The 24026-nt window shown below is 47.7% G+C and carries 17 protein-coding genes and 1 CRISPR repeat array; of the genes, 5 read left to right on the top strand and 12 right to left on the bottom strand.

All coding sequences use genetic code 11. The features are described 5' to 3' along the window. Positions 1-8: 8 nt before the first annotated feature. Positions 9-1925: a hypothetical protein gene (locus tag NG796_RS17150; RefSeq protein ID WP_261208077.1), complete on the bottom strand. Its 1917-nt coding sequence runs from the start codon at positions 1923-1925 to the stop codon at positions 9-11. Between the two features lie 344 nt (positions 1926-2269). Between NG796_RS17150 and NG796_RS17155 the strand changes: the two genes are divergently transcribed. The 4 genes from NG796_RS17155 to NG796_RS17170 all read left to right on the top strand — a co-directional run bounded on the left by NG796_RS17155 (position 2270) and on the right by NG796_RS17170 (position 5229). Continuing rightward, entirely contained in the window at positions 2270-3118 is an 849-nt protein-coding gene (locus tag NG796_RS17155; RefSeq protein WP_261208078.1) for a hypothetical protein, read from the top strand. After that, positions 3096-3977 (top strand): hypothetical protein, encoded by an 882-nt coding sequence (locus NG796_RS17160; protein ID WP_261208080.1) that lies wholly within the window; start codon positions 3096-3098, stop codon positions 3975-3977. The genes NG796_RS17155 and NG796_RS17160 overlap by 23 nt, the downstream gene beginning before the upstream one ends. A gap of 3 nt (positions 3978-3980) precedes the next feature. After that, the gene (locus NG796_RS17165) at positions 3981-4730 is read left to right on the top strand and encodes an SDR family oxidoreductase (RefSeq protein WP_261208081.1); all 750 of its coding nucleotides are present in this window, start codon (positions 3981-3983) and stop codon (positions 4728-4730) included. A gap of 337 nt (positions 4731-5067) precedes the next feature. Next, complete coding sequence (locus tag NG796_RS17170; RefSeq protein WP_261208082.1) at positions 5068-5229, top strand: hypothetical protein; 162 nt, start codon at positions 5068-5070, stop codon at positions 5227-5229. 248 nt (positions 5230-5477) lie between these two features. Here NG796_RS17170 and NG796_RS17175 read toward each other — a convergent pair whose 3' ends face one another. From NG796_RS17175 to NG796_RS17225, 11 genes are all read right to left on the bottom strand, one after another. After that, positions 5478-5615 carry a hypothetical protein gene (locus tag NG796_RS17175; protein ID WP_261208083.1) on the bottom strand — a complete coding sequence of 46 codons (138 nt, stop codon included), beginning with the start codon at positions 5613-5615 and terminating at the stop codon, positions 5478-5480. 508 nt (positions 5616-6123) lie between these two features. After that, positions 6124-6429 (bottom strand): Tn3 family transposase, encoded by a 306-nt coding sequence (locus tag NG796_RS17180; protein WP_411268817.1) that lies wholly within the window; start codon positions 6427-6429, stop codon positions 6124-6126. Positions 6430-8238: 1809 nt separating this feature from the next. Continuing rightward, positions 8239-11194: a CRISPR direct-repeat array (repeat unit 36 nt; unit sequence GTTTCCAATCAACTAATTTCCCTAGCGAGTAGGGAG). A 245-nt stretch (positions 11195-11439) separates the two neighbouring features. Further along, positions 11440-11721, bottom strand: coding sequence for a CRISPR-associated endonuclease Cas2 (gene cas2 / locus NG796_RS17185; RefSeq protein WP_261208084.1), 282 nt, complete (start codon positions 11719-11721; stop codon positions 11440-11442). Positions 11722-11839: 118 nt separating this feature from the next. Further along, the gene (cas1, locus tag NG796_RS17190; RefSeq protein WP_261208085.1) at positions 11840-12886 is read right to left on the bottom strand and encodes a CRISPR-associated endonuclease Cas1; all 1047 of its coding nucleotides are present in this window, start codon (positions 12884-12886) and stop codon (positions 11840-11842) included. 130 nt (positions 12887-13016) lie between these two features. Continuing rightward, the gene (csx18, locus tag NG796_RS17195; protein WP_261208086.1) at positions 13017-13301 is read right to left on the bottom strand and encodes a CRISPR-associated protein Csx18; all 285 of its coding nucleotides are present in this window, start codon (positions 13299-13301) and stop codon (positions 13017-13019) included. Positions 13302-13471: 170 nt separating this feature from the next. Continuing rightward, on the bottom strand, positions 13472-15052 hold the full coding sequence (locus NG796_RS17200; RefSeq protein ID WP_261208087.1) for a hypothetical protein: 1581 nt from the start codon (positions 15050-15052) through the stop codon (positions 13472-13474). Between the two features lie 202 nt (positions 15053-15254). Beyond that, on the bottom strand, positions 15255-17213 hold the full coding sequence (locus NG796_RS17205) for an RAMP superfamily CRISPR-associated protein (RefSeq protein WP_261208088.1): 1959 nt from the start codon (positions 17211-17213) through the stop codon (positions 15255-15257). A 3-nt stretch (positions 17214-17216) separates the two neighbouring features. Further along, positions 17217-17615 (bottom strand): hypothetical protein, encoded by a 399-nt coding sequence (locus NG796_RS17210; RefSeq protein WP_261208089.1) that lies wholly within the window; start codon positions 17613-17615, stop codon positions 17217-17219. Between the two features lie 138 nt (positions 17616-17753). Continuing rightward, positions 17754-18593, bottom strand: a complete 840-nt coding sequence (cmr4, locus tag NG796_RS17215; RefSeq protein ID WP_261208091.1) for a type III-B CRISPR module RAMP protein Cmr4 — start codon at positions 18591-18593, stop codon at positions 17754-17756. Continuing rightward, positions 18593-19714: a type III-B CRISPR module-associated Cmr3 family protein gene (locus NG796_RS17220; RefSeq protein ID WP_261208093.1), complete on the bottom strand. Its 1122-nt coding sequence runs from the start codon at positions 19712-19714 to the stop codon at positions 18593-18595. The genes cmr4 and NG796_RS17220 overlap by 1 nt, the downstream gene beginning before the upstream one ends. Beyond that, positions 19715-22810 (bottom strand): type III-B CRISPR-associated protein Cas10/Cmr2, encoded by a 3096-nt coding sequence (locus NG796_RS17225; protein WP_261208094.1) that lies wholly within the window; start codon positions 22808-22810, stop codon positions 19715-19717. It lies immediately after the preceding gene. Between the two features lie 450 nt (positions 22811-23260). On the opposite strand from NG796_RS17225, the gene NG796_RS17230 reads away from it, so the two are divergent. Further along, complete coding sequence (locus NG796_RS17230) at positions 23261-23956, top strand: hypothetical protein (protein ID WP_261208095.1); 696 nt, start codon at positions 23261-23263, stop codon at positions 23954-23956. The last annotated feature ends 70 nt before the right edge of the window (positions 23957-24026 follow it).

A 24026-nucleotide genomic window follows, 5' to 3' on the forward strand; every position in this document is an offset into this window, starting at 1 on the left:
TTTATTTCTCACTTCTTATTTTTTTCTTCTCTTGATTGCTGCATCTGACCCAGCGGGGACGAAGCCCAAGCTAGTTGCTGCTTGAGTTGCTCGTTCTCGGTCTGAAATTGCGTTAGCTGCTTGCTCGTGTCATACAGTTTGGCATTGAGTTCCGTGACCTGCTGCTGCCACTGCACAACTTCTGGATTCTTGCCCGGGTCTTTCTGCCGTGCGATCGCTTCCTGGGCTTGTCGGAGCAATTGTTGCATCTGCTCAATCTGCAACTGCTTTTCTTGAGTGACTGCGGTGATTTGGGCTTGGACTTGGGCGAGGGGGATGAACTTATCCACAGGAGGCAAGAACACTTCCACCGGCTCCATCTGTTCGGGATAGCAGGTAATCATTAACTTATCGCCAGAAAGCTGCACTTTGAACCGATTTAGGGTATCGCTCTCATCGGGCAGTTCCACAATTTGGGCGATGCGATCGCAATGTTCGCGGTTGTCATGCTTCACAATCCGAACATAGGACCCCACAGTGAGCGGTTTCGGGTCCGGTTTCTGCTGTTTTTCGAGAGCGCGGTGAGCCTCGGCTAACTGGGTCTCCAGCGCCATCACCTTAGCGGTCAGTTGCGAGTTGTCGGCATATTTCATACTGCGCTCTTTCGCTGCCATCTGCGAGGCAAGGGCTTCGTAACGCTGCTGCATCTCTTCTAGCTGAATCACCAGTTGTTGGTTCTGCTCAACGAGTTGCTCTAGGACCGCATCGGACCGGCTGGCTTCGAGTTGTTCAAGCTGTTGTTGCAACAGGTGAATTTCTAAGTCTTTCTGGGCGTTTTCCTGAACAAGCGCCTGGAGTTGCTGATTTTCTCGTTCGAGCCGGTCCCGTTGGGCTTGCAGTCCGTGAATCAGGGCCGTGGCCTTGTCTGCTTCTTTGAGTTGGGCGCTGAGGTCTTTGACTTGCCGTTCCAGTTCAACGAGGCGATCGCTTTGTTGCGGAACCACCGGCGCTAGTTTTTGCAGGCTCAAGGCTTGTTGGACATGGCGATGCCGGGGAGTAATGTCGCCACTTTCCCCAGCTTCTTGCCGCGCTAAGTTACGAACACAGGAGCGAAATTGGTCCGAACCTACTTCATCTAACCCCAACCCACGTTCTATCCAGTTGAGTTGCGCTTCCTCGATGACTTCATCTGGTTCCCCAGCGTTGGCAATGAACGAAGCGATTGCTGGAGTTGCTTTGTTAGTCCTGGGGGAAGATTGCATCAACTTGGCAACGTCCCACTCAGTTAAAGTCTGGATGGCTTCAATCAGATGGTCTGTCAGCACCGGCGAGTTCATGACCTGGGCCAACCGCTGGGCTTCAGCTTGCAAGGTGGCGACTGCATCCTCATCGGCTTGGAATTTGTCCGCCACCAGTTCCCAATCGGCTTCACTGACGGGTTGCCCTAACGTGATGCTGCTGTGACGAGCTTTGCGGATGCTGGTGACCGTCTGCTTGCCCGCTTTGAGCAGTTTGACGAGTAGATGCTCATCGCTGACTTTCGTGAGTTCCTTCAGGGCGCTGATGCTCCAGGACTGGACCGACTTAAGAATGAGCCGTTGGATGCGTTTACGTTGGCTGTCGAACCATTCCGAAACTTGAATCAGGGCGCGGGCCATCCAAGTCGAACCGCCAAAGTCAGACGAACGCAGCCAGTCTTCAAATCGCTGCTCTCCCTGGCTGAGTCCATGTTCGAGGCAGAGTTCATGCAGCAATCGGCGGAAGCTGCGACCGATTTCTAGGCCGCTGGTGAAGGTGTGCTGGACGAATCCGAAAAACTGGGACAGGGTTGCTTTGGCTTGACGCTGCAAGGCTTCGGAACCGAGGGTGCTGTAATCATACTCGAACCGCAGGTCAAGGGGCAGTTGGCTAAACGCATTAGCCGTGGCAAGTTGTTGGGCGCTCATGATAAGTTGAAGGTAGTTTTTTATTTGTTCGAGCGGGGTGGTACCCGCTTTTTTTGTTTGTGGGCTGGTGACCCGAGACAAGCACTGACTAGGAGCCATCGCCGCGCTTCCTGAGTCGGACTGATGCCCGAGGGTTGCGAAATGATGCTGGCTCCTTTATGGTTGACTTAGTTAAACTCAACTATATCAATTAACAAATCTAAGTGTCAAGCAAGTTAAGGAGTAGAGGAAAGTTAAGATTTAACTGGCGCGTTTGTGCAGGTAGTCCGTTGTCGCAAGTTAATTCCCAACAAATCAAAATCTTGGTTTTCGAGATGAGGCAGTTATTACCCGAGCAGTCTAACGTGGCTCTAGCTCGGGTTTTGGGCTTGACTCCGGCTGCTATTAGCAAGTGGACTAAGGGCAAAACGAGTACGCTCAAGGAGGAAACCAAAGCCCGAATTGTCTCGTTGCTCGGATGTCCGCAAAAGTCATTGGACGAGTTTTTGAGCGGGGCCTTATCCTGGGATGAGTTTAAAGCGACCTGCTCTAAACAATCCATCCACGAACTGGGTCAAGAGGAAGCGCCAGCCTCGAAAGAGAGCTTTTTTAAGAGGATTGACCAACTGACTTGGTTAGAGGCTGTCGAAGCACTGCAAGCGATTGTCAAGCGGTTAACCACACTCCAAACCGAAATGAGTCGGCATGGACCCCGGGATATTGTGGAGGTGGTCGAGGCCCTCGCGTCATTGCTAGACCTAGACTCAGTGATGCAAGTGGCTGAACGGGTGAAAATCTTGCTAGGCGATCGCATCACGACTTTGGAACACCGAATGCAGGAGTTGGGGTTGCTCGAATCGCGTCCGTTCCAGCATAATCCGCTGTTTCGTAAGCTCGAAGAATACCGGCTAGATGCGGGATTGTCCCGGGAGCAACTGAGCGAACAACTCTACCTCAAGTCCGGTGGGCGATTCGACAAACAGACGGCTGCTGCGATCGCCTCGGGGAAGCTGCTACCTGATAACGGTGAGGTCTTGTGGGTGGGTTGTTTGCTCAAAAATGCTCAAGGCGAGTTTTATAGTCATGATGAGTTGTTGGCCCTAAGAGCGGGCAATGTGGATTTCTTCAGTGCCAGTCGCCCACAGGAGGAACCAGACGAGCCAATCGAAGATTTGGGGGCGAAGGGGGGCAATGGAATCAAGTCGCTGGATTGAGGCTTTACGGACGACAGCCAGCCAGACTTGGCGGCTAACTCGGGCATTCCGCAGTCGGTTGGTGGAGCTAGTTTTTTGTGAGTTGCTGGTGCGCTTGGGTTTGCTGGAACAGGCTGCGGACGTTTCCATTCGCTCTGGGTTTGGGTTGTCCATCGACTGTGCTTCGGTCGCCGTTGCGGATAACTTGCTTGTCAATGTAGAGCGGCTGTGTGTTTGTGTGGTGATGCTGTCGGATTGCTTATCCCTGCGTCCGGTCCCCCACGTTGGCATCTGCCATAACCTGCAACCCGTCGCCCCGATTTTCGACCCCCTCAAATTGCTGACATTTAATCGTTGTTTTTCCCCGAACGAGTTTGAACCCGTTGCGACCCATTTGCTCGACATTTTGAAAACTCAAGGATGGTATTTTATGCAAAACGATAATCAAAATAACTCAGCCCTAGCTGATGCCAACTACCTGCGCGTTATCGACTTCATGCGGACCAAACGGGCTGAGGGTTATGCGGTGATGGCAGCCAGTATGGTCGATGACCGGGTAATCTACACCAACGATTTGTATTCGAGCGCTAGGGTGATTGTCCCAGCCCACCAGATGACCGACCCGCGCTCGTTCGACAATCGCGCTCTGTGGCGAGATTCGTGGGACTATCACGAGCAACTTTATAGCTTACTCCACCGGGACAAGTTCATCGGCGAGTTCTACCACAAAATCCGGCGCGTGAACGGTTCTTTTATTGGTGTGTGGGCTGACTTTTATTTCGTCGAAGACCACCTGGGAATTCCCATGCGAATTGTCGTGTCTCGCCCCGATAACTGGGAACTGCTGCCCGAACCTAACCCGACTCGCTCTGCTGCATAACTAATGATAAATCTTGCCCACAAAACGGCCATCATCACCGGCGCTTCCTCGGGCATCGGACGGGCCACCGCACTGCTACTGGCTGAGGCGGGCGTCCAAGTCACGCTGGTCTCAAGGAATGGCGATCGCCTCCAACAACTTGCCGACCAGATTCTCAGCAGCAGCGGCACAACAGTCGCCATTCCCGCGAATATTACCGATTGCCAACAAGTTCAACAAATGGTGCAAACGGTCCTGGACAAGTTTGGACGAATCGATATCCTGGTCAACTCTGCCGGACTGATTGATGTGGCTCCGACCGTTGAGGCGAGTGTGGAGTGCTGGCAGCAGTTGATTCAGGTGAATTTGCTTGGGACGATGTACTGTTGCCATGCCGTGGCCCCGGTTATGCAAGAACAGCAGTGCGGACATATCGTCAATGTTTCCTCGGTGGCGGGTCGGACGGCTTCGGCTGGGGTGAGTGCCTACAATGCCAGCAAGTGGGGTGTGGGGGCGTTCTCGGAAGCGTTGCGGCAGGAACTCTGCAAGAGCGGGGTGCGCTTGACCGTGGTCGAACCGGGTTGGGTCGAGACGCCACTCTATGACGCGATTGCAAGTGGGGCCATGCAGGAGCGGATTGCGCGTTGGCAAGAGGGCATCGGGGAGCCACTGATGCCGGAGGATGTGGCGGGGGCGATCGGGTTTGCGCTATCTCAGCCGCAGCGGGTGAACGTGAACGAGATTTTGCTCAGACCGACTGGGCAGGTGAATTAGTGGGGCGTGGGGGTGATCACAAGTCAGCTTATTTATAAGAGATGACTTTGACAGATGACTTGTGATCACCCTGGAAAAGTCTAATTCTGCTACGGTTTCAGCGATTTCCTTGGGGTTGGCAGCAGTGTGGGGAATCAGGGCTAGTTCGAGACAAGTGGTAAGGACTGGTGTGTGTGATTTAGCTGGTGGAGCCTAGATGATTAGGTTGGCGATCGCATCCTGGGAAATCGTGGCTAGTTCGACGCGGTTCGGATAGGTCTAATTAAGGCTTTGGACAAAGGACTCTTGCTCTTGATTTAACTGGTGGAGCCTAGATAACTGGGAAAAGCGATCGTCTATGCCCAGGCTGGGCTTACCGCATTCTGTCGAATCCGGCATGGGCTTTCTCTGCTGCCATCGCGATGCGTCGCGTCCATTTCGTCACCTGTTGGCGATCGCATCTACCGACTTGCTTCTGGGCAAATTCAAATGGCATCCCGCCAGTTGGCGATCGCACTGAACAAAGCCATAATTGACAAATCCTAGTCTCCTCATAATGTTTGGTTCCTGACCAGTTGACGAGAGCCTACTGCATAGCTGGGCTGTGCGGCATCCATCGAATCCGCCACCAACAAAGATCCGGTTTTTCCATTGGGATAGGGTGAACACAAGTCAGCTTATTTATAAGAAATCGATTTTAGAGGGAACTTGTGTTCACTCCCAAAAAAACATTGCCCTATCTTGATTGTAACGATTTTGATGAGGTGGTTAGCTTACTCTCAAGGAAACTGCCGAACGATGCAACATCGGCGAAATTGGCCCTCGTTGGTAGGCGATCAGTCTGCTGGCTGATTGAGCGGTAAGCGGAGCTATGTCGTAGGCGATCGCACCCAAGGAAAAAGCCATCTTTTCCAGCGAAAATAGGACCACTCTGTTTTAGGTGGGGGCCAATTGTGCCAGAACGATGTAAGTCTTAGACGAAAGTGTCAAGCATTTCAGGTTGAGGACTCTGGTGCTGGTCTGGTATGGTGCAATCGTCAGCAGCCGGATGGGAGCCGTCTGGTTATTTTAAGTCAGCGTGAGCATAAGTCGCTTCCATTTGGGTAGGGCAGATATCCTAGTTTTTTGGGAACTTCTAGCGTTTCCGTCTGTTTTTCTCGCGCTACTTTTGTTCACTCGAATGTAAGTTTTGTTCGCTCCATCTCTTGACGACTTGGGCAGGTTAGAGCAGGTAGTTTTTTAGCGTTATCTCAGATGAAATAAGGGCTATTACTCTTAAAAATGATGTGAGGGTTAATGGACCAAAGTTAGCACTTTGGGGTCACATTGCAACTTATGGTATTAACGCTTTTATAGAACCAGTTTAGGGGTTTGAATAGCAACCAGGCAGAAACTTATGCTAAGGCTAAAAGCCTTACATACAAGGGTTTTCACCCCATGTTTCTGGGAAATCATTGAGGTCACGTAAGGGACGCATCCCTCCATCAAGCAACTCCGAAGGCAAATTAAAGTGATAGCGACCCAGCATATTGATATGAGAATAGGCCAGAGGAGATAGCCGAGCGATATCTTCTGCCTTGAGCGGTGTTCCTTGAAGGCGGAGATGATTCAAGGCGGTATTCATGTAATAGGTATTCCATAAAACCAGCACATTAACTACCAAACCTAAAGCTGATAGCTGCTGAGTAAGACTACAGTTAATGACATTGTGAAGCGACATAGGCAAAAAACCGCTCCATCTTTGACTAGCATAAGCACAGAAGATTCTGAAAGCTAAAAGTATTACCCAGTAAGGATTTCAGCCTTAGCGTAAGTTTCTGTACGATTGCTACTCAAACGCCGTTTACCCATGCTGTTTCCCCCTTACCGCCAGTGTACTTATCTGCTTTGGTTCTAATTACGGCTTGATGCCAGCTTCATTCTTAAAATTCCGAGCCTATCGATGTGTGGACAAGTTACGAGTCATGGTGTCCCTTACAGGACCAAAGTTTTACTTGTATCAAAGGGTTACTTAGGAAGCTAACTTTACGGGCTAGTTTTAATTAGTTTTTCCCGTTGGTTATGAATTAGACATCGCATAAATCGCACACCTTTTTTCCTTCAAGTAGTATCCCGAACAAGTGAGACTTTGAACCAGTATAACCCCATACTGGCGGCGATACTACTGAAGTTTCAATCCATCTAATATCCTCAGCGAGTGAGGATAGTAAGTCTGTCGCACAAATTTAAGTTTTAAAAAAGTGTCTTTTGAGTTTTCCAAAAATTGAAAATGTAGAGCTTTTGTCGCTACGGAAGCCCTAAGTTTTTAAGTTTTTATTTGCGAATTGGAGGGGAGTCGAAGCCTTATTTCGATTTCCGCATTCGTATAAGACTTCAACTTAAAGACTTTGTTTTAACGACCTAGTCTCGGTCACCATAGAAAATTTTGCCCTAACCCTTGGGCTGGGGGGATAACTTTACTGCTAGAGCGTCAGGCTGGGGACATTACTCTATGCGGTAGAGGTGTCTCCAAAAACTATATTACTCGAAATCTACTCTTGTGTCAACAGTCGCATCTCCCATTCGTATAAGACTTCAATTAAAGACTTTGTTTTAACGTTTCCAATCAATTGGTTTCCCCAGCGAGTGGGGATAGCAAAAATTATAACCCTTACCCAACGAGGTATCCCGGGCTGGTTTGCGTGGCAAAGGGGTTGTTGTTCTTGATCTATGTGGTGGACTGTAGATGGCTCGGTTAGCGATGGCCTGCGACATAGCTAGTGCTAACGCGCAGGCTCCACCAACGACGTGCGGCATCTTATCAAACTCCAGCTAAATTTCTTAGGATACGATTGCCACCTTAACGAAATTAGCACAATAGATGGCGCTCAGGTAGATAGCTTTATCTTTTGCAACTGCTGCATGATGAAGAAAAAGAAACCGCTTTTAGAAGGAACGGAGAAACATTCCAGATCCAAGCACACTAAGACACCATATAACGAAAGCCAATTTCCATTCCATTGCATAACATACTATGGCAAATATAATACCCGCTATCATTACAAGGCAAGCTCTTTTTTTGCCTTCATAATGATAATAATCAATCAAGGGAGTTTGAACTGAAAAACTCACCCAAGCAACTGCTTCAGGATATAACTCTAATATAAGGAGTGCTATGGTTAGTCCTAACAAAAACAGGTATTTGAGAGTTGTGTATTTCATTGAATGATACCTTTCTACGAGTACAAATGGGGTGTTGATTGGCTACTTATACAATAGGTAAAAGCAGCCACAGCAAGCTGATTCCATGAATTAAAGTAATCGCTGAAATTTCCAATCAATTAATTTTCCCATCTAGTAGGAAATTGCTAGTTACCTGTTATCTAATTCATCAGCTAAACGTTCTAAATCACTGCCTTTGCCAATAGTGGCAGTTTCGTAAATGTTCCAGACTACCCCTGCAAGTAGCAGGAGTAAAATTCCAACTAACACCTTTTTTTTTCAAGCCATGAGGTTATTCCCGCTAATATTTCTCTATCACACTGCATCCTAAGTCAATCAACTAATTTCCCTAGCGAGTAGGGAGGCTAAGGAAGAGGCTGCCTTGCTGAAAGAAGGTATTTTGTTTCCAATCAACTAATTTCCCTAGCGAGTAGGGAGTAGGGGCGGCGATCGCAACCACTGCACTCTGCTAGTTTCCAATCAACTAATTTCCCTAGCGAGTAGGGAGTGTAGCTCGTTGCGGGGGATTGGAAGGATACGAGTGGTTTCCAATCAACTAATTTCCCTAGCGAGTAGGGAGGTTAAAGAGCGTCAAAAAATTGTTGCAATCTCTTGTGAAAGTTTCCAATCAACTAATTTCCCTAGCGAGTAGGGAGGGTATTCGGAGATGCAGTGGGTTTCGACGGGGATTCGCGTTTCCAATCAACTAATTTCCCTAGCGAGTAGGGAGACGGGAATTAAAAAATTAATAAAATCTATTGTGACGTTTCCAATCAACTAATTTCCCTAGCGAGTAGGGAGCCTGTGGTCAAGCAAAACGTAGGCCCCGAAGGGATTACCTACGAGTTTCCAATCAACTAATTTCCCTAGCGAGTAGGGAGTTTACGGAATTGAACCCAAAGAAATTCAAATCAATGACTACTGTTTCCAATCAACTAATTTCCCTAGCGAGTAGGGAGGAAAAAACTTAGGAGAAAAGTATCATGTCTAACAATAAGTTTCCAATCAACTAATTTCCCTAGCGAGTAGGGAGTATGCTGAAGCTCATCCTACTAAGGAGTTCCTAGTAACTCCAAGTTTCCAATCAACTAATTTCCCTAGCGAGTAGGGAGTTGGAAACATAAGACTGTCCAACACATGAAAGCAGCCCGAGTTACTGTTTCCAATCAACTAATTTCCCTAGCGAGTAGGGAGTTGTTCCCCGTCAAAGCAGACAGCCGAGGCGCGTTTATTACCGTTTCCAATCAACTAATTTCCCTAGCGAGTAGGGAGAGAAAGATTTGAAAGCTTCGGTTCTTTCCTCTGTGTTTCCAATCAACTAATTTCCCTAGCGAGTAGGGAGCAACAACTCCGAGGTGAAGAAGCCTCCGAACAAGTCAGTGGATTAGTAGCTAAGTTTCCAATCAACTAATTTCCCTAGCGAGTAGGGAGATGGCTACCTGTGCGGTATGCTGGCGCTTAATCTATGAGGGTTTCCAATCAACTAATTTCCCTAGCGAGTAGGGAGGGAGACTTCATCAAATGTCTAAGTTCTTTGTGTCTGCCCCGGTTGTTTCCAATCAACTAATTTCCCTAGCGAGTAGGGAGTTTAAATCTGGTCTATAAAGTTAATAATTCTTCTCTCTACTTGTTTCCAATCAACTAATTTCCCTAGCGAGTAGGGAGGAGACTCGTCATATGGAGTTAGAAGAAATGAAGTACCTCGTTTCCAATCAACTAATTTCCCTAGCGAGTAGGGAGCCAACATCCGGGTACAAGACCGAGCCAACAATGCAAAGGGGTTTCCAATCAACTAATTTCCCTAGCGAGTAGGGAGGGGTGGAGATTGCTCCTCTGACGCTGGAAACAGCAACTCAGAAGGAGGTTTCCAATCAACTAATTTCCCTAGCGAGTAGGGAGTCCAGAAAAGACAACGGGAAACCTGTTTTTGAGACCGTTTCCAATCAACTAATTTCCCTAGCGAGTAGGGAGCCCAAGCAAAATCTGAAAACAAACACCTGTCGGGTGAGGTTTCCAATCAACTAATTTCCCTAGCGAGTAGGGAGTTGAATTAAAGCTCAACCTTAAACAGCAGGTCCCCTATCAAATGGTTTCCAATCAACTAATTTCCCTAGCGAGTAGGGAGTCCATACCTATAAAGAACATCCGAGCGAGAGAGAATTGCAGCAGTTTCCAATCAACTAATTTCCCTAGCGAGTAGGGAGGTTAAGGAATTAATTTCATGGACACCAACAATTTCGGTTTCCAATCAACTAATTTCCCTAGCGAGTAGGGAGGCAATCATGCGATCGGCGTCGTCCCAGCAATCGTCATAAATATGTGTTTCCAATCAACTAATTTCCCTAGCGAGTAGGGAGCAGAAAGGATTAAGCAAGCCTTTGCCCAAGGTTCCAAGAGTTTCCAATCAACTAATTTCCCTAGCGAGTAGGGAGTTCAAGATGCGAATGAGCGATAACCAAGTTCTTCACGTTGTTTCCAATCAACTAATTTCCCTAGCGAGTAGGGAGGGTGCAAGCGGCTCAGGCATTCTTGAAAACCATCGCGATGGAGTGTTTCCAATCAACTAATTTCCCTAGCGAGTAGGGAGGGGAGTAGATGCTACAGACATGTGCCCTGAGTGGGACATGTGTTTCCAATCAACTAATTTCCCTAGCGAGTAGGGAGTCCGACGACTCAATGCATTCAATCAATCCATCGGTGTTTCCAATCAACTAATTTCCCTAGCGAGTAGGGAGAGCTCTTACTGAAATGGGGAGTATTAACTCCATCATGGTGGTTTCCAATCAACTAATTTCCCTAGCGAGTAGGGAGTGATTACTGAACCTTCACTGTATTTCTTAGGTATGTTTCCAATCAACTAATTTCCCTAGCGAGTAGGGAGTAGGGTGTAAGCACTATGTAGTGGTGCTAGGGCAGTTCGATAGTTTCCAATCAACTAATTTCCCTAGCGAGTAGGGAGTGGGTTTGCTAATGACTTAACTTCAGACATCTTGAAGTTCCAGTTTCCAATCAACTAATTTCCCTAGCGAGTAGGGAGTATCTCCAACCAGTAGATAAGGAGTTCAAGGCAAGTAAAGATATCAAGGTTTCCAATCAACTAATTTCCCTAGCGAGTAGGGAGTCAAGGTATCAATCTCTCAGCTAACAAGGGATTCGATATTGAGGAGATTGGTTTCCAATCAACTAATTTCCCTAGCGAGTAGGGAGGTGGTTAACCAAAAAACACAACATTGGAATAAACCTTGATCGTTTCCAATCAACTAATTTCCCTAGCGAGTAGGGAGATACCCCGATTGTAACCCTTACTGGGTGGGAAGTCCAGAGGCGGTTTGCGAAGCTCAAGAAAATTGTTGCTACATTGGTCATAAAAGCACCTCTATCTAACACCTAGAACCCTTACCCAGCAAGGCTGCGAGGCTCCCAACAGGTTTTGGTCGTTTCAGCGATTTTGACTGAGCCTCGCAAAGACTCCCAAAACGGAAGGGACTCAATTCCTGAAGGACTGGGGCCAATGAACTAACTCGGTCCATTAAACAATGACCGAACTCGGGTATTCAGCAATCGCTGGACCCACGCCCCAAGTTTCAACTCGGGCGGAGGTATGGCGGGAAAGGGGATAAAACCGGATGCTGTCTTCCTCTAGGTTGAGCCGATCGCCCAGTCGTTTCTTGAGTTCATCAAACTTAGAACGAGTTAGGACGCATTCAAAGGTAGAATACTGCACCCATTTTCCATAGCCTTCTAGCAAATCATGAACTTTCTTGCGCCGTTTGTTGTCAGGAATATCGTAAACCACCACATAAAACAGCATCAGCGATTGTATGTCAGTTCAGAATTTGTGGGTGGAAATATTAGACTCATCATTTTTTATTGGCTCTATTTTCATTGTAAGATAAAAGAAAACCAAAATTTATAATTTTGGCAAAAGTTTAGCGAATCTGATACGGGGAGTATCCGTTGATAGGTTCATAGACAAATTGCTTGTATTCCTTAACTTGTTGATGAAGCAAATCCCATTTTGGTTGAGCTTCTCCAAAATCATCAGTAACCGTCTCTTCCATGCGTTGCAGGAATGCTTTCAAAAACTTAGGTCGTCCAGACTCATTCAAGTAACAACCGCCATTTTTGTAAACAAAATCATCCCGCACATCCATGATATTGCGATTTACTAGATATAAAACTAGCGAATCAACCAAGGGTGCGCGAAATTCTTCGATTAAATCTGAAGCTAGGGCCGCATGACGATAGCTGCCCTCATGCAAACAACCGGAGTAGGGGTCAAGTCCTTGCAGTTCAATCAGCGTCAGCAGATGATTCCACAGCACTTGATATCCAAAGGACAACATGGCATTGACCGCATTCCCTGGAGGACGGCGGGACCGACCGGCAAACACAAAATCGCGAGAGTTAAGACAGTATCCAAAAGCCGAGAAATATTGGGCCGCGCCAGTCCCTTCATACCCCATCAATTGGTCAACTTGTTCTGCTTTTCCAGCTTTGGTCGTCAGATAATCCAAACTCTGAATGGCAAAAGCAACCACGTCAGAATTTTGTCGCCGTTGTTGGCGCATCAAAATCACCCGAGAGTTTTTTAGTTTAGCTTGGACGATGCGCCGTGCTACAATTAAGCGGTCTACCAAGCTCAATTCTTGTTGATACCGAGACAGTTGCCGATACCCGCGTTCAATGGGCAGAATCCGGCCATAACAGTATCCCATCCGCGATAAATAAGCAATGGAAATATTCCGCCAAAGGCAACTTCTAATCGCTTGGGTGGTTATTTGAGATTTGCCAAACACCAGAATCATTTCTAACAGGGGCAATTGAATTTCATTTAAAATGGTATTGCGCCGTTTAACGAGCAAGAGTTCGCCATCTAAACAAACATAGCAACCTTGCTGAGAAACATATAAAGTCTGCATAATAAATTGCCATGAAAATAATAAAAATTGGCTTAACTCCCGTTTGTCGAGCATTTTGCTCAAAAACCAACTCAATTTTAGGACAAAGCTCACACACAAATTAATAGTTTTGATACAGATATCTTTGACGCCCAAATCTTGTCTGTAGGGGCAATTTAATCGAATGCCCCTACAAATGGAAACATTAGGGACGACGGTCTAGTTCATCATAATTGCGATTGGGGATTACTGAAGCAGCTTTTTGAGCTTGAGCATTTCGCAGCATTTCCGTTTCACCAGGATTTAAAAAACGCACCACCCCATCGACAAAAGCTGAAGTTACTAATGTGGACAAAACCACCATTATAGTATTGGTGATAACAGCGGTTAATCCTAAAGGTGCAATCAACAAAATAACTAAGGTGATTATGCCATTAATACAAGCGACGGCAATATGACGAATGAGAATTCCACGCATTGATAGATACATGAGTTTGACTCCTGATTGATGAAAGATAGATAAATTCTGGCCGCCTTTTCGGAATTTTGGGGCAGCGCTAGGTAGATGGGGCATGAACGTTGAGGGGAATCAACCGGGGGCGATCGTACTTGTAGCAGAGATAAACAGAGTCCTCCGAAAAGTTGGGGTTTCGTGAAACTCTAGGGGGAACCTACCTCAGAGCGTAAAATCTCTAGTGCCCAAGCATATAATGAGCGCGATAGCGGTTGTTGAGGAATTTGCAAATGGCGACCGCAGACCTTTTGGAGACTTTCAACGATTAATTTCATCAAAAATTCTGGACTCTCAGAAACCTTCGGAAATCCATTGTTTGACCAGAGCAATTGCATCTCCTGTAAGGTTACTGGAGTTGCTTTATGAATCAAATCATTGCGCTTAAACCGAATCCCATGTAGCAGTTTGTACCATTTATCTGACTCACGGATATTTTCCAGCTTGCACCACCCATTAATTAAGCCATAAAAACCCGGTTGATAGGGTTTCCCATAAGGGTCAAAATTAGGGGGGAGGCTGATAATATTTTTTCCTAACCAATTTTCTTGCTCACTCCGAAGATAAAGCAATCGCTCGACAGTTTGAGAAAATTGCATAAAGGTGGTGGTATAGTTTTGCCGCTTTAACTGCAATTCAATTAAAAACACCGTTTCCCAGGTTTGCAAACCTGGATTGGTTCGCAACTCCAATAGCTGATCGCGCCATTGCTGCACCTGTTCAGCCCCGGCTAGTTGTTCCACCAGGCGCGATCGCAGCCACCCATTCTCAATTTGTTTGTTCTGAGCAAACCGGACAATTTCCCAATTGGTCGAAAGTGCTAAGTATCCGGCAAGCTGATATAACGGCTTATGGCGGCTTTGATGGGCTGATAACCAGACTTGAGCTTCCTGAAAATCCCCTCGTTCCCAGGCTGAAATTATACGAGAGCGCTCTAGCGGCCAAAAATATTCGCTCAAGGGAACCATTTCATAAGTTTGGGAAAGGACTGCCGACAACATCCCGTTTTCACTTGCGGGATAGGAATTAGGCGGCTCAATTGGTGAGGCATTAATCACCTGAAACTCGCGCACTAAGGCCGCCGCACAGATTTCCAGGCTTTCTGCAATTGCCGGAATAGACCCTTTATTTTCAATCATCAAGACAAATTCATTCAGGGGAGACTTTTCCCGCTGCTCTAGGGCAAAAGGCCAGATAAAATTCTCAAACTCCTCCCGAATTGCATGACGATCATTAGCATTTACCTTCAACTCCAAGACATCCACCTTGACTCCAGGCCACGTCATGTTAATCTTGCCTTTCATCAACTGCGCCAACCAGCAGGTATCAGCCCGCCGGTAATTCCAAGGCACTGTTTCTGGCTGATTCGTTGCCCAAAGGATGATATGGTTCAGCCCTTTAGTCACACTATCGGAAATAATTTTATGGTCCAGTAACAGTTCAACCGAACTAAAATCACCCCCCAACCATTCTTGACAATATTCATAGTAACGAGACCCCAAATCTCGGACACTCCAAGACATAGAGGTTATGCTCGGTTCATAAAAACCCCGCTCAATCCCCAGTTCTTGATACAACTGGTTAATATGGGGAGGATGACCGCGATCACCATCCGCCCCAAAACAGCGAACTACCCCATCTTTACTCCGCCAACCGACTTGGCGAGTTCCAACAGTAATGATTAATGTATCAACGCGCTCAATTTCGATCTGTGCAGTTGTTTTCATCATGATTTTTCCATCCATCCTAAAGTTTAAGTGCCTTCTCAATAAAAGCCCCTCAGAAATTGCTATTCATTCCAGTAAAAAACCTGAATGAGAAAGCCAGTTGGACAAATCAAGAGTAGTCATATTTGTCCAAAATGGCTTTTAAAATTAGAGTTTATTCACCCAAATGATGAGAAAATTTGCCAATCACCAACAAAAATTAAACCTAGGTCATCGGCCAAATTTGAGCGGGTTGTCTTAACAAATTAAGGTAGTTTTTACGCGGATCTGCGGTTGCACCAAACACGGTCACGACTTGATAAGCATCTAAATCAGCTATCCAAATAGGAGACGGAACTGCTCCGCGTTGAACCCCACCACACAAACTTTTAGCCTGATCAAAGTTCTTATTGTTTTCCAGGTTATGGAATTCTTGGTGAAGAAGATTTAAGGCATAAGGCTTATCTTGGTTTTGGCCCGAAACAACAACTATTCGACAATTGCGATCAACCGCTTCACTCCAACGATTGCTGGTGACTTGTCCCACTTGTAACGGTGAACGGGGATTTACAGCAAGCTGAGTCACCTGGTTTAAAGCTTGGTAAAATTCCTGCAACCGCTGTTGAAAACGTTGCTTAAATTCCTGGATAGTATCCGGTAGGTTCCAGAAGGAATCTTTGGTTTCGGGGTATAACGTAGACCCTCGATACCAGGGCGCTCGTTCGCGGTTCTGGCGGGAATAACAAGGACGCCGCGCCCCTTGTCCGATTCCTCCTAAATGAAACATCATCCAAGTGAGAGTTTTGAACAAAGAAGAGATCGCCTGTTGCCGGTTACCAGGTGCTTCGGGGGAATAGCGCAGGACGAGGATTCCCACCTGTTCACCACAATCGTCATTTTTTCCTTGGTGGTTAGGACTGGGTTCTCTTTGAGTGACTTTCCCCTCTAAAATCTCAACTCGTAGCCATCCCCATTGCTTGGGGTTAATGCCACCAAAGAATTGAGCTTCCCAGCGCTGAACTTCCTCTGGGGGTAAGACACCCAAAGTAAAGCTGCGGAACCAATAGCGCAACATCGATTTAAAGGCGATCGGGCGAACTTCTGAATCCGGTTGTCCGCGCATCTGCCATTCTTGACGTCTATCGTTCCAATTCCATTGGGTAAACTTTTGGCGTCCGTGAATCAGTTGACCTTGCAGGGTAAATTCTAGGCGGAAAAATTCATCCTTGGGTTGACCAGCACCGGCTCGGATGAGTTCTCCATAGCCACTATTAACTTGAGAGCCAATTCCCCCTTGCAACCCGGTCACCAACCATGCTTTAACTTGGTCTAAAATTTTGGCATCGCTGCAATTGCTAACCAAGCGTAATCCAATTAAAAATGTGGGTTCTTCTAGGGAGAAAAACGGATTAGGATTGGGACTATAATTAGGTAAAGAATCTCCATCCCATTTCCAGATGTTGTTTGCCATATCCACCTTTAATCCAGCTTTGTTAGGCAGGGGATAAGCATCAAGGAAGACCACTTTACCATAGCGATCACTCCCTTCGGCATCCAGAGAACCAAACCAAGGGGCAATCTGCTTTTCGGCTTCCTTCCAGCCTACCCCTTCTGCTACCATCCGTTCTCGAATCGCCTGGGTTCTAGCAACCCCACGCAAAGTTGCCGAAGGAATGTAAGGCATCCCCAAAGCATCAAAAGCAGGTAATAGAATGCTTTCAGGTCCCCGATGTCCGCCGACTCGAATCCGCCAGGGACATTTAACTTGAAAAGTATTCTTTTCACCGGCGATTGCTTTGGTGCGATCGCCCAGTTGTTGCAGTCGCCGCTGATACTGGGCGTTTTCCTCTGCCAGTTGCAAAAGCTGCAACTTTGTACCATCTTTTTGTGGAGCTTCAAGCGATCGCATCCAGCGTAGATACTCTACAAAACTGGCAGTGCGATCGGGTTGCGGTGGGTGATCGGGAAATAACCAGGGAGACGGAGGCGAATTTTGATTCCCACCGTCACCTGGATTCCCGCCGCTACCTGGATTCCCGCCACTACCTGGATTCCCGCCACCTCGGTTAGCACCGACTGGAGGAATAACCCGGCGAGGGACTGTATTTTCAGCAGGAGTTGGGCGGATTGGAGGAGTTGCAGGAGGCTGGGGTCTGTTCGGACGTTGTACTGGATCGGGTGTCATGATTTAATCCTCTCCAGAAACATCGTGATAAACAGCAGTCGCCCAAAAACTAAACTCTCGTGCCAAAGCTAATCCCAAGCCGGTCAATCCTAAATACTCATCGGTTTGCAAGTTTTTGAGGGTAGTTAAGCCGCGATCGCCGGTTAGGTTGGCATTCTGCAAATTAGCAAGGGTCTGTAAACACTCGAAATACTTACGAACGACCTGCCTTTTCCCTTCTTGGCTGAGGGCCTGTTCTTCAGCTTTCAGGCGCATCATGCCCCAAGTAGAAAGATAGGTATAAAGTTCAACCGCTTGATTTTTCTGTTCTTTGAGGCGAGTGTTCTCCTGAGTTTGCGATCGCAACCCAGACAGCGCCTCATAAACGGGAGTTGCAATAGTACGCGGGTCAAAAGTCATCATGGTTACTCCTTGGAGTCAATCAATACATGGAAATTGGGGAATAACCCGTTTAGACGGGTCTTGTTCCTATCTCTGAATTCTTTAGAAGAAGTACAGCTTGTATTTACAAAGAGGCTCTCCTTACAAGTTCTAACAAGGTCAAATTGACCATTGCTGAACGAATCCGCGTCCTAGACTTTCTTGACCCCCAATCTGGATAATTTCTTGGCGACTCAACAAATTTTCAAATGCAGCCTGAGAACTTTCGCGGGTCCCATTTGCCTGGGATGTAACGCCCCAAGGAAAATACATCACAGTATCCGGTGGAATGGCTTCCTCGTAGCGAAAACCGCCCTCGACGGATTTATGCTCATCTAACTTAACTTTCACCTGCCGCCAGAGACTCATTTGGATTAATGTCATACAATGTTGGTCAGGCAAGACCAAAACGCGATCAATACTTTGACTAGCTGGATGCTGCGGAATAAATGCTTGCCAGTTGTTCCAGTCTTGTAACTCATTGGAACGGATAATCGCATCTTTGAGATAAATCCCTGACTGATTTTTTTTCACATTGCTCAAATAGGAGTCCGCAGGAATTTCAGGTAGAGTCGGATTAAACCGCTTCCAGCGACGGAGTAACATTGGGCAGCTAATCCAAATCACGCCATGACTCAGGGAAGGTACAGGCAGCCACAATAAAGAACCATCTCCAATCCAGACATCTCCTTGTTCGAGTTGGGTGATTGTCTTACCTGTTTGGGATTGGTATTCTGCCAAAAACTCTTGATTGTCCAAATCTTTCAAGTCTGGGCCAAAGAGTTGAGTGCGAAGTACGCGATTGTCCACATTAGCTCGTTGGCGTCCCCGAATCGTACTTGATGGAATATAAGGTAAATCCGTATGAGATTCACGGGCAATTCCCAACAGGTTCCCTTCTTGAGTTGTGCCGCCGGTATGTAATGGGGCTAAGAGATATAGATAAACTAACTGAGTCATTAATTTGCTCCTTCGTAAGAAATCCACAACAATTCGGAATACCCCAACTGTCGCCAGCGTTGAACGTGAGGGGGTGCGGTGAGACTATCCTGGAACAAGGGTTCCGGCTGATTGAGGTAGTACAAACTTCCTGGGGGCGCGGCAAAGACCTGGGGGGCCGGAATACTACGCTTAACTTGCCCCTGTTGACTCTCTTTCTCTCGAACACGGCAACTAATCGCTACAGCTTTGTCCGTTGCTACGCTGACTAAACTGCCAAGTTTTTGATTACTATTGACCGCATGAGCTAATTTCCATTCCCAGGGCCAAGCGCGGCATAAGGCTTGGCCTTGATCCTGTTTACGCTCAAAAACCCCAGGGGTGACAAGATAGGCGATCGCCTTGCTGGATGTTTTAAAGTTGCGATCGCTCAAGGTAGTGATCGCCTGCCATTGCTCGTCTAACGGTGGACAGCGCTCTAAAATTGCCCGGTGTCCTTCCCCGCCGAGTTGAATCACCGTCCTGTCGAGTTCCTGATCAACAGCGATCGCCAAACTCCAACCCGGTGCCATCCGGATGGCATTCTCGACAAAATAGCCATCAGCATCTTTGACCTGGCGGGTTCCTTCTTCCAAGGTATTGTGGGAGCGAGTTTCCACGGTCCAGGGTTTGACAGCCTTGGAGTCTTGAGTTAGCCAGTTCGGTTTGGCAATTTGTCCTGTTTCTAAATAAGTGGCGATCGCCTGACTCGATAAAAACTGACGATAAAAGTAGCCTTTGGGTAGTTCGTCATCTTCCCCCTCGTTATCTCTTTCCAGACGGGGTTTTACTAAGGGACAAGGCTGGAGTCGATCCCAAAATCCTTGGGACAAAGGAGAGTTTGGCATCCAGTCTAAGGGAAGCAAGGGATTAGGTCCCACAAATCCCAAAGGCCGGGGAAAATAGAGCGTATCCTCATGAGCAAGAAACACGCCCTTGACGTGAAACTTAACCGGGTCACCGGCAATCCCTCGCAATGCCCCGGCGATAGTATGCCCGTTGGGCGGAAAAATGCTCCCCGCCCAGGCGCGTTCCCCCGGGGTGAAGGGCTTGGCATCTCGGAACATCAGCACGTCCAGCGGCGTGATTGTGTACCAATACATTTAATTTGGACCTCCTAACTTAATCTGGCGACTACGCAGCACAAAAGCAGCCAGTTTCAGCCAGTTTTTGACCTCGGCTTCTTCATGTTGGGTTTCGGTGGTCTGGTATAACCCGGTGAGAAATTCGCTCAAGGTCTCTTGAAATTTAGCTTTCAAGGCATCATCGCCTTTGAACACCTCACGACGGCTACAAAAGGCGATGCTCCAAGGCATAATGGCGTCGGCACAGGGAACCGGATGTTGACTCCACACCTCGGCGGCTTGCTCAAATAGGGCAGAATCTAGGGCAGGGAAATCTAAGTTAATGCCATCTAACTTAGGGAAATCCAACAGCGATCGCCACTGATCAAATACATTGAACTTGGCCGTTGCCTTAAGAATATTTCCATTGCCATAGAGGACCCGTACTTGGACCGCATCTTTAACTTTTCCCTCGGGACTACGATGGTCCTTGGCTCCCTCTTCCGCCGCCCAGAGATTTTCTAAAGCGATTGCCAGGGGAACGGAATGATGAGCTAGGACTATGCCAAAGCTAATACTGGCTAGTGAACCCATCGTAAACAAAGGCCGCTGAGAAAGATTTTTGGGCAACTTTTCCCCTTGCCAGCGCCAATAGTCCCCCTCACTGGTAAATTCCCCTTTCGGGTCGCTGCCGCCCTTGAAACATTGGCGAATATCCCAAAGCCAGCTATCCCATTCCCATAAGTTGGTGTAGGCCAAAACGTCATCGCCACCACCATAAATCAACCGTCCGGCATGGCGCACTTCGGTTAAATAGGGGACTAACTGATTGGAAAAATCCAACAAGGCGCGACTCAGGGCGTTATGACTCGCTGGACCCATACGTTTTTGGCACTCTAGGAACTTCTCTAGGGACTCACGAACGGCTAAGTCCGGGATTTGGTCTTGCAAGGCTTTGGGAATATACTTCTTATAGGCTTGCAAGGGTTCACCTTTGAGCCAGTTGCTCATCCCATCGCCATCGCCAGCGGCGAGGACATACCAATCCGTTGGATTAGCGCCAGAGGGGAACCATTGGCTGATGGCCTCACGCAGTTTCCGAAGTTCTTCTTGTTTCTGCTGTTTTTGCTCGGTTTTAGTCAGGACCGCCCCGGCTGTCTGCGCTTGTGGTTCAAACTCTTCAATGTACCATCCGGCATTTAAAACCCGGGGATGAGGCCATTCGGGATGTTGGTCCGCGATCCAAGGAATTCCCCAAGATTGGGGTTCCCCCTTAGAATTCTTTTTAATCCAAGGAAGATCGCTTAAACTTTCGCAAGCCTTCTGATAGTAAGCCAAGGCTTCTTGTTGTTGGGGATGATGTCGCAACCATCCGGCGACCCCCGAAGTCAAGTCAGGATAATAGAGCTGCAATCGGGTTTGGGGCTGGTGCAATAAATCGGGCAGAATCCGGTGCAATCCCCGTTTAAGCACTTCGGTGGCATTCAGTTCTTCAATCCCATCAAATAATCCGACCGACCGCTGCCAATCTTTGGCCGTCTCTCCTTCGGTGACCCAATCGGGACCGTTATGGACTACTGGACCTATCCCCGAAATAGTAGACCGGGGTCCAAAGGCAGACGGAATATTCCAAGTCCGCGAATTTTTCACCGCCGTCAACGCAAACCGGGTTTGGTCGAAAATGCTGGCCCACCAAGAACCCACATTCAAATTCGGCTGTCTGGCTTTATAAGATTGTGACCGTTGGCGGCGATCGCGCCAATCTTCGACAACGCTACTCTGATAAGTTTCGGCCACAAATTGCGCTTCGGCCTCCACCAGTAAATCGGATGCTGGACGAGCAAACTGATTTTGGACTTTTTGCCAAGTTTGATAACTTTGAGGTTGACGTGGGGACTGGTGCAGTTCCAAAAGGCGATCGCCCAGGGGTAAGGCCGTCCAATAGGTTTGCCACTGCGCTTTGAGCCAGTCGGACCAAGTATGGGGGTTGAGTTTGGGCATCCATTTTTGACTGTTTTGCAAATCCGCCAACACTTGGTTTCCCAAACTCAGCCATTCTTCCTGGAGGGTTTGTTCAGCCTGTTGCATTGCGGCGCACACCGGATTTTTTACTTGCCCCTTGCCGGTGCTACCTGCCCCGTTATCTGGCAGAATCATCACCAACACATTAGGAAATCCAGCGGTGAGCAGTTGCCGTTCGCTAGGGGATTCAATCCACTCGGAAAAGCCAGGATATTTTGACAACAGCCAACAGTCAATGAGCGGTTGGGCATAGAGGCAGGGATACACCAGGGTGTCCGGGCCGTATTTCCAAGCAAGCGCCCAAGCGACCTTAGCAGACAAATAATGGAGTAACCAAGACCCCGCCCAAAAGTCGCGCATCTTACGGCTGGCTTTGATGAGTTCCTGCACCGGCGTGAAGCTAAAAATGCCTACATAAGGACGGGATTGGTGATAATCTTTGCCTTGGATGGCCCGCTTCCGGGGATAATTATTTGGGTCACAATGATAACCTGCTAAAGCCCCAGCCAAAGCTGAAGTCATGGTGGTATGACTCCATACGGACGCATCGGGAATCCGAGTATCTGCCGGGAGTAAGGGCAACGTGGATTCTTCTGAGAGGTTCGCCGTCTGGTCTAGGGCGCGGGAGAGGGCCACGGGATAGCAGCGCCATAACCACCAGTAAACTTGCCGTACATCCGTACAAGTGCGGATACTGTCGGGAATCAAACTAGCTTCAACTTCCGCTAACCATTTGCTTCGATTAGTCTTGTCATTGAGCAAGAAATCGTGCCATTCGGCTAACTTAAGGGTTTGTTTGGCTCCCGAAAGTAGATGTTTGATTTCTAAGCCGTTCTCGTCATAATCTACCGCTTTATGACCGGGCAGACGACCCAGGGCAGCGCGATCGCTGGCTGAGGCAATCAAATCGCACAAGCCAATCTGTTTCAACCAGTTGCTATTATAGACAGACTCCTTATAAGACTTGGCTTTCGGGGATATCCAGCCCTCCATGCAAGCCAGTGATCGCCATGCTCCTTCGCTACCGCGTCCCACATTCGTATGTAATGCTTTGAGCGCTGGATCATGGAGCAATCCCCAGATCTTCGCTTGCCAATAGGGTATATTTGTCATGGTTTGTTGATTTTTATTGAGATGAATGGACCGGCGGGGAATTAACGCAAGCCGTCGCCTTCTGTTGACCTATCGGGATATTTGGGAAAAATTACGCAATTTTTGGGACATTCTTAGAATTTCTTGCCGTTCCCAGCCTCCATCTAGGAATGCCATAAGGATTCTGCTTCATTCTGTAGGGAAGCAATTGCTCCAATATGCAAGGTTTGCCCGTGACATTGTGTAATTAGAGTAAGACTCTCACGATTTACGAACCCAACGCTGCGCACAAAAATCCGATTAATCCTTAATTTATCAGCTTTTTCTAGGGTTGTCTGATATTTGAAGATATGTATCTAAATTATTGCAAAACGATACAAACCCTTACAAATCAACACATTTCGCCATTGTTAACAAACTGTGTCAATATTGCCATTACCTTGACATTCTCCAAAAAAAAGGGTAAACCGCATGGCTAAGAAACCAACCCCCCACCCTTACTCCGACCGCAGCAGTTTTGAGCGGCTGATGTTACTGATTACGGCCCTGGTTCACTATCCTGGCGTCGGACATATCCCGGAAGAGGAACGGGAAAGTCACTCCGGCGATGCGCTGCAAGCTGTTCAAGAGAAATTGTGCGATTTGGCGGCGAGTTTGGAAATCAAATTGCCTTCAGGCTATCCAGCAACTGCCACTCTTCGCAAAGATTTACAATGCTTGCGAGATTACGGTATCCTTGATCACCGGATTTATCGCTGGGGATATTACTTGGGAACTGGCGTGATGAGCCTAGAACAGTTGCAGGTGATGATGTGCGCCTTGGAATCTCAAGGTAAATATCAAGGTAATCCCCAAGCACGTCAACTTTACGAACTGTTATCTCGGCGGTTGCGAGGGTTGGAGTTGGCAAGTGCAAGGCAATTTTCTTACCCGATACGCCAACATCTAAATCGAGCCATCATGGAGACTGACCCTTTGGAGATGATGAAACGGGGGAAGAATCAAAATACTTTATTTCATCAACAAGCAACGGTGGAGGAAGCAATCGCCTCTGCTCAGGCGATCGAACTGTCTCGTAAGCGTGACCCCTATGGTCGCGGGTTGGTCGGTCCTTTGCAAGTCTGGCCTCTACAGTTGGTGTACCATGATATTGCTTGGTATTATTAGGGGTCGATGGGGAAATCACTTTCCCCACCTCCCATTCAGAACCCAGCGTGCCACTTTCACGGCACTAGGC

This window comes from Laspinema sp. D2d (assembly GCF_025370755.1).
Lineage (GTDB): Bacteria > Cyanobacteriota > Cyanobacteriia > Cyanobacteriales > Laspinemataceae > Laspinema.

What these genes read in the sequence shown, in the direction of transcription:
- NG796_RS17150 (WP_261208077.1), bottom strand. Translation starts at nt 1,925, where the DNA reads ATGAGCGCCCAACAACTTGCCACGGCTAATGCGTTTAGCCAACTGCCC.
- NG796_RS17160 (WP_261208080.1), top strand. Translation starts at nt 3,096, where the DNA reads ATGGAATCAAGTCGCTGGATTGAGGCTTTACGGACGACAGCCAGCCAG.
- NG796_RS17165 (WP_261208081.1), top strand. Translation starts at nt 3,981, where the DNA reads ATGATAAATCTTGCCCACAAAACGGCCATCATCACCGGCGCTTCCTCG.
- NG796_RS17170 (WP_261208082.1), top strand. Translation starts at nt 5,068, where the DNA reads ATGCCCAGGCTGGGCTTACCGCATTCTGTCGAATCCGGCATGGGCTTT.
- NG796_RS17175 (WP_261208083.1), bottom strand. Translation starts at nt 5,615, where the DNA reads ATGGCTTTTTCCTTGGGTGCGATCGCCTACGACATAGCTCCGCTTACC.
- NG796_RS17180 (WP_411268817.1), bottom strand. Translation starts at nt 6,429, where the DNA reads ATGTCGCTTCACAATGTCATTAACTGTAGTCTTACTCAGCAGCTATCA.
- cas2 (WP_261208084.1), bottom strand. Translation starts at nt 11,721, where the DNA reads ATGCTGTTTTATGTGGTGGTTTACGATATTCCTGACAACAAACGGCGC.
- cas1 (WP_261208085.1), bottom strand. Translation starts at nt 12,886, where the DNA reads ATGCTCGACAAACGGGAGTTAAGCCAATTTTTATTATTTTCATGGCAA.
- csx18 (WP_261208086.1), bottom strand. Translation starts at nt 13,301, where the DNA reads ATGTATCTATCAATGCGTGGAATTCTCATTCGTCATATTGCCGTCGCT.
- NG796_RS17200 (WP_261208087.1), bottom strand. Translation starts at nt 15,052, where the DNA reads ATGATGAAAACAACTGCACAGATCGAAATTGAGCGCGTTGATACATTA.
- NG796_RS17205 (WP_261208088.1), bottom strand. Translation starts at nt 17,213, where the DNA reads ATGACACCCGATCCAGTACAACGTCCGAACAGACCCCAGCCTCCTGCA.
- NG796_RS17210 (WP_261208089.1), bottom strand. Translation starts at nt 17,615, where the DNA reads ATGATGACTTTTGACCCGCGTACTATTGCAACTCCCGTTTATGAGGCG.
- cmr4 (WP_261208091.1), bottom strand. Translation starts at nt 18,593, where the DNA reads ATGACTCAGTTAGTTTATCTATATCTCTTAGCCCCATTACATACCGGC.
- NG796_RS17220 (WP_261208093.1), bottom strand. Translation starts at nt 19,714, where the DNA reads ATGTATTGGTACACAATCACGCCGCTGGACGTGCTGATGTTCCGAGAT.
- NG796_RS17225 (WP_261208094.1), bottom strand. Translation starts at nt 22,810, where the DNA reads ATGACAAATATACCCTATTGGCAAGCGAAGATCTGGGGATTGCTCCAT.
- NG796_RS17230 (WP_261208095.1), top strand. Translation starts at nt 23,261, where the DNA reads ATGGCTAAGAAACCAACCCCCCACCCTTACTCCGACCGCAGCAGTTTT.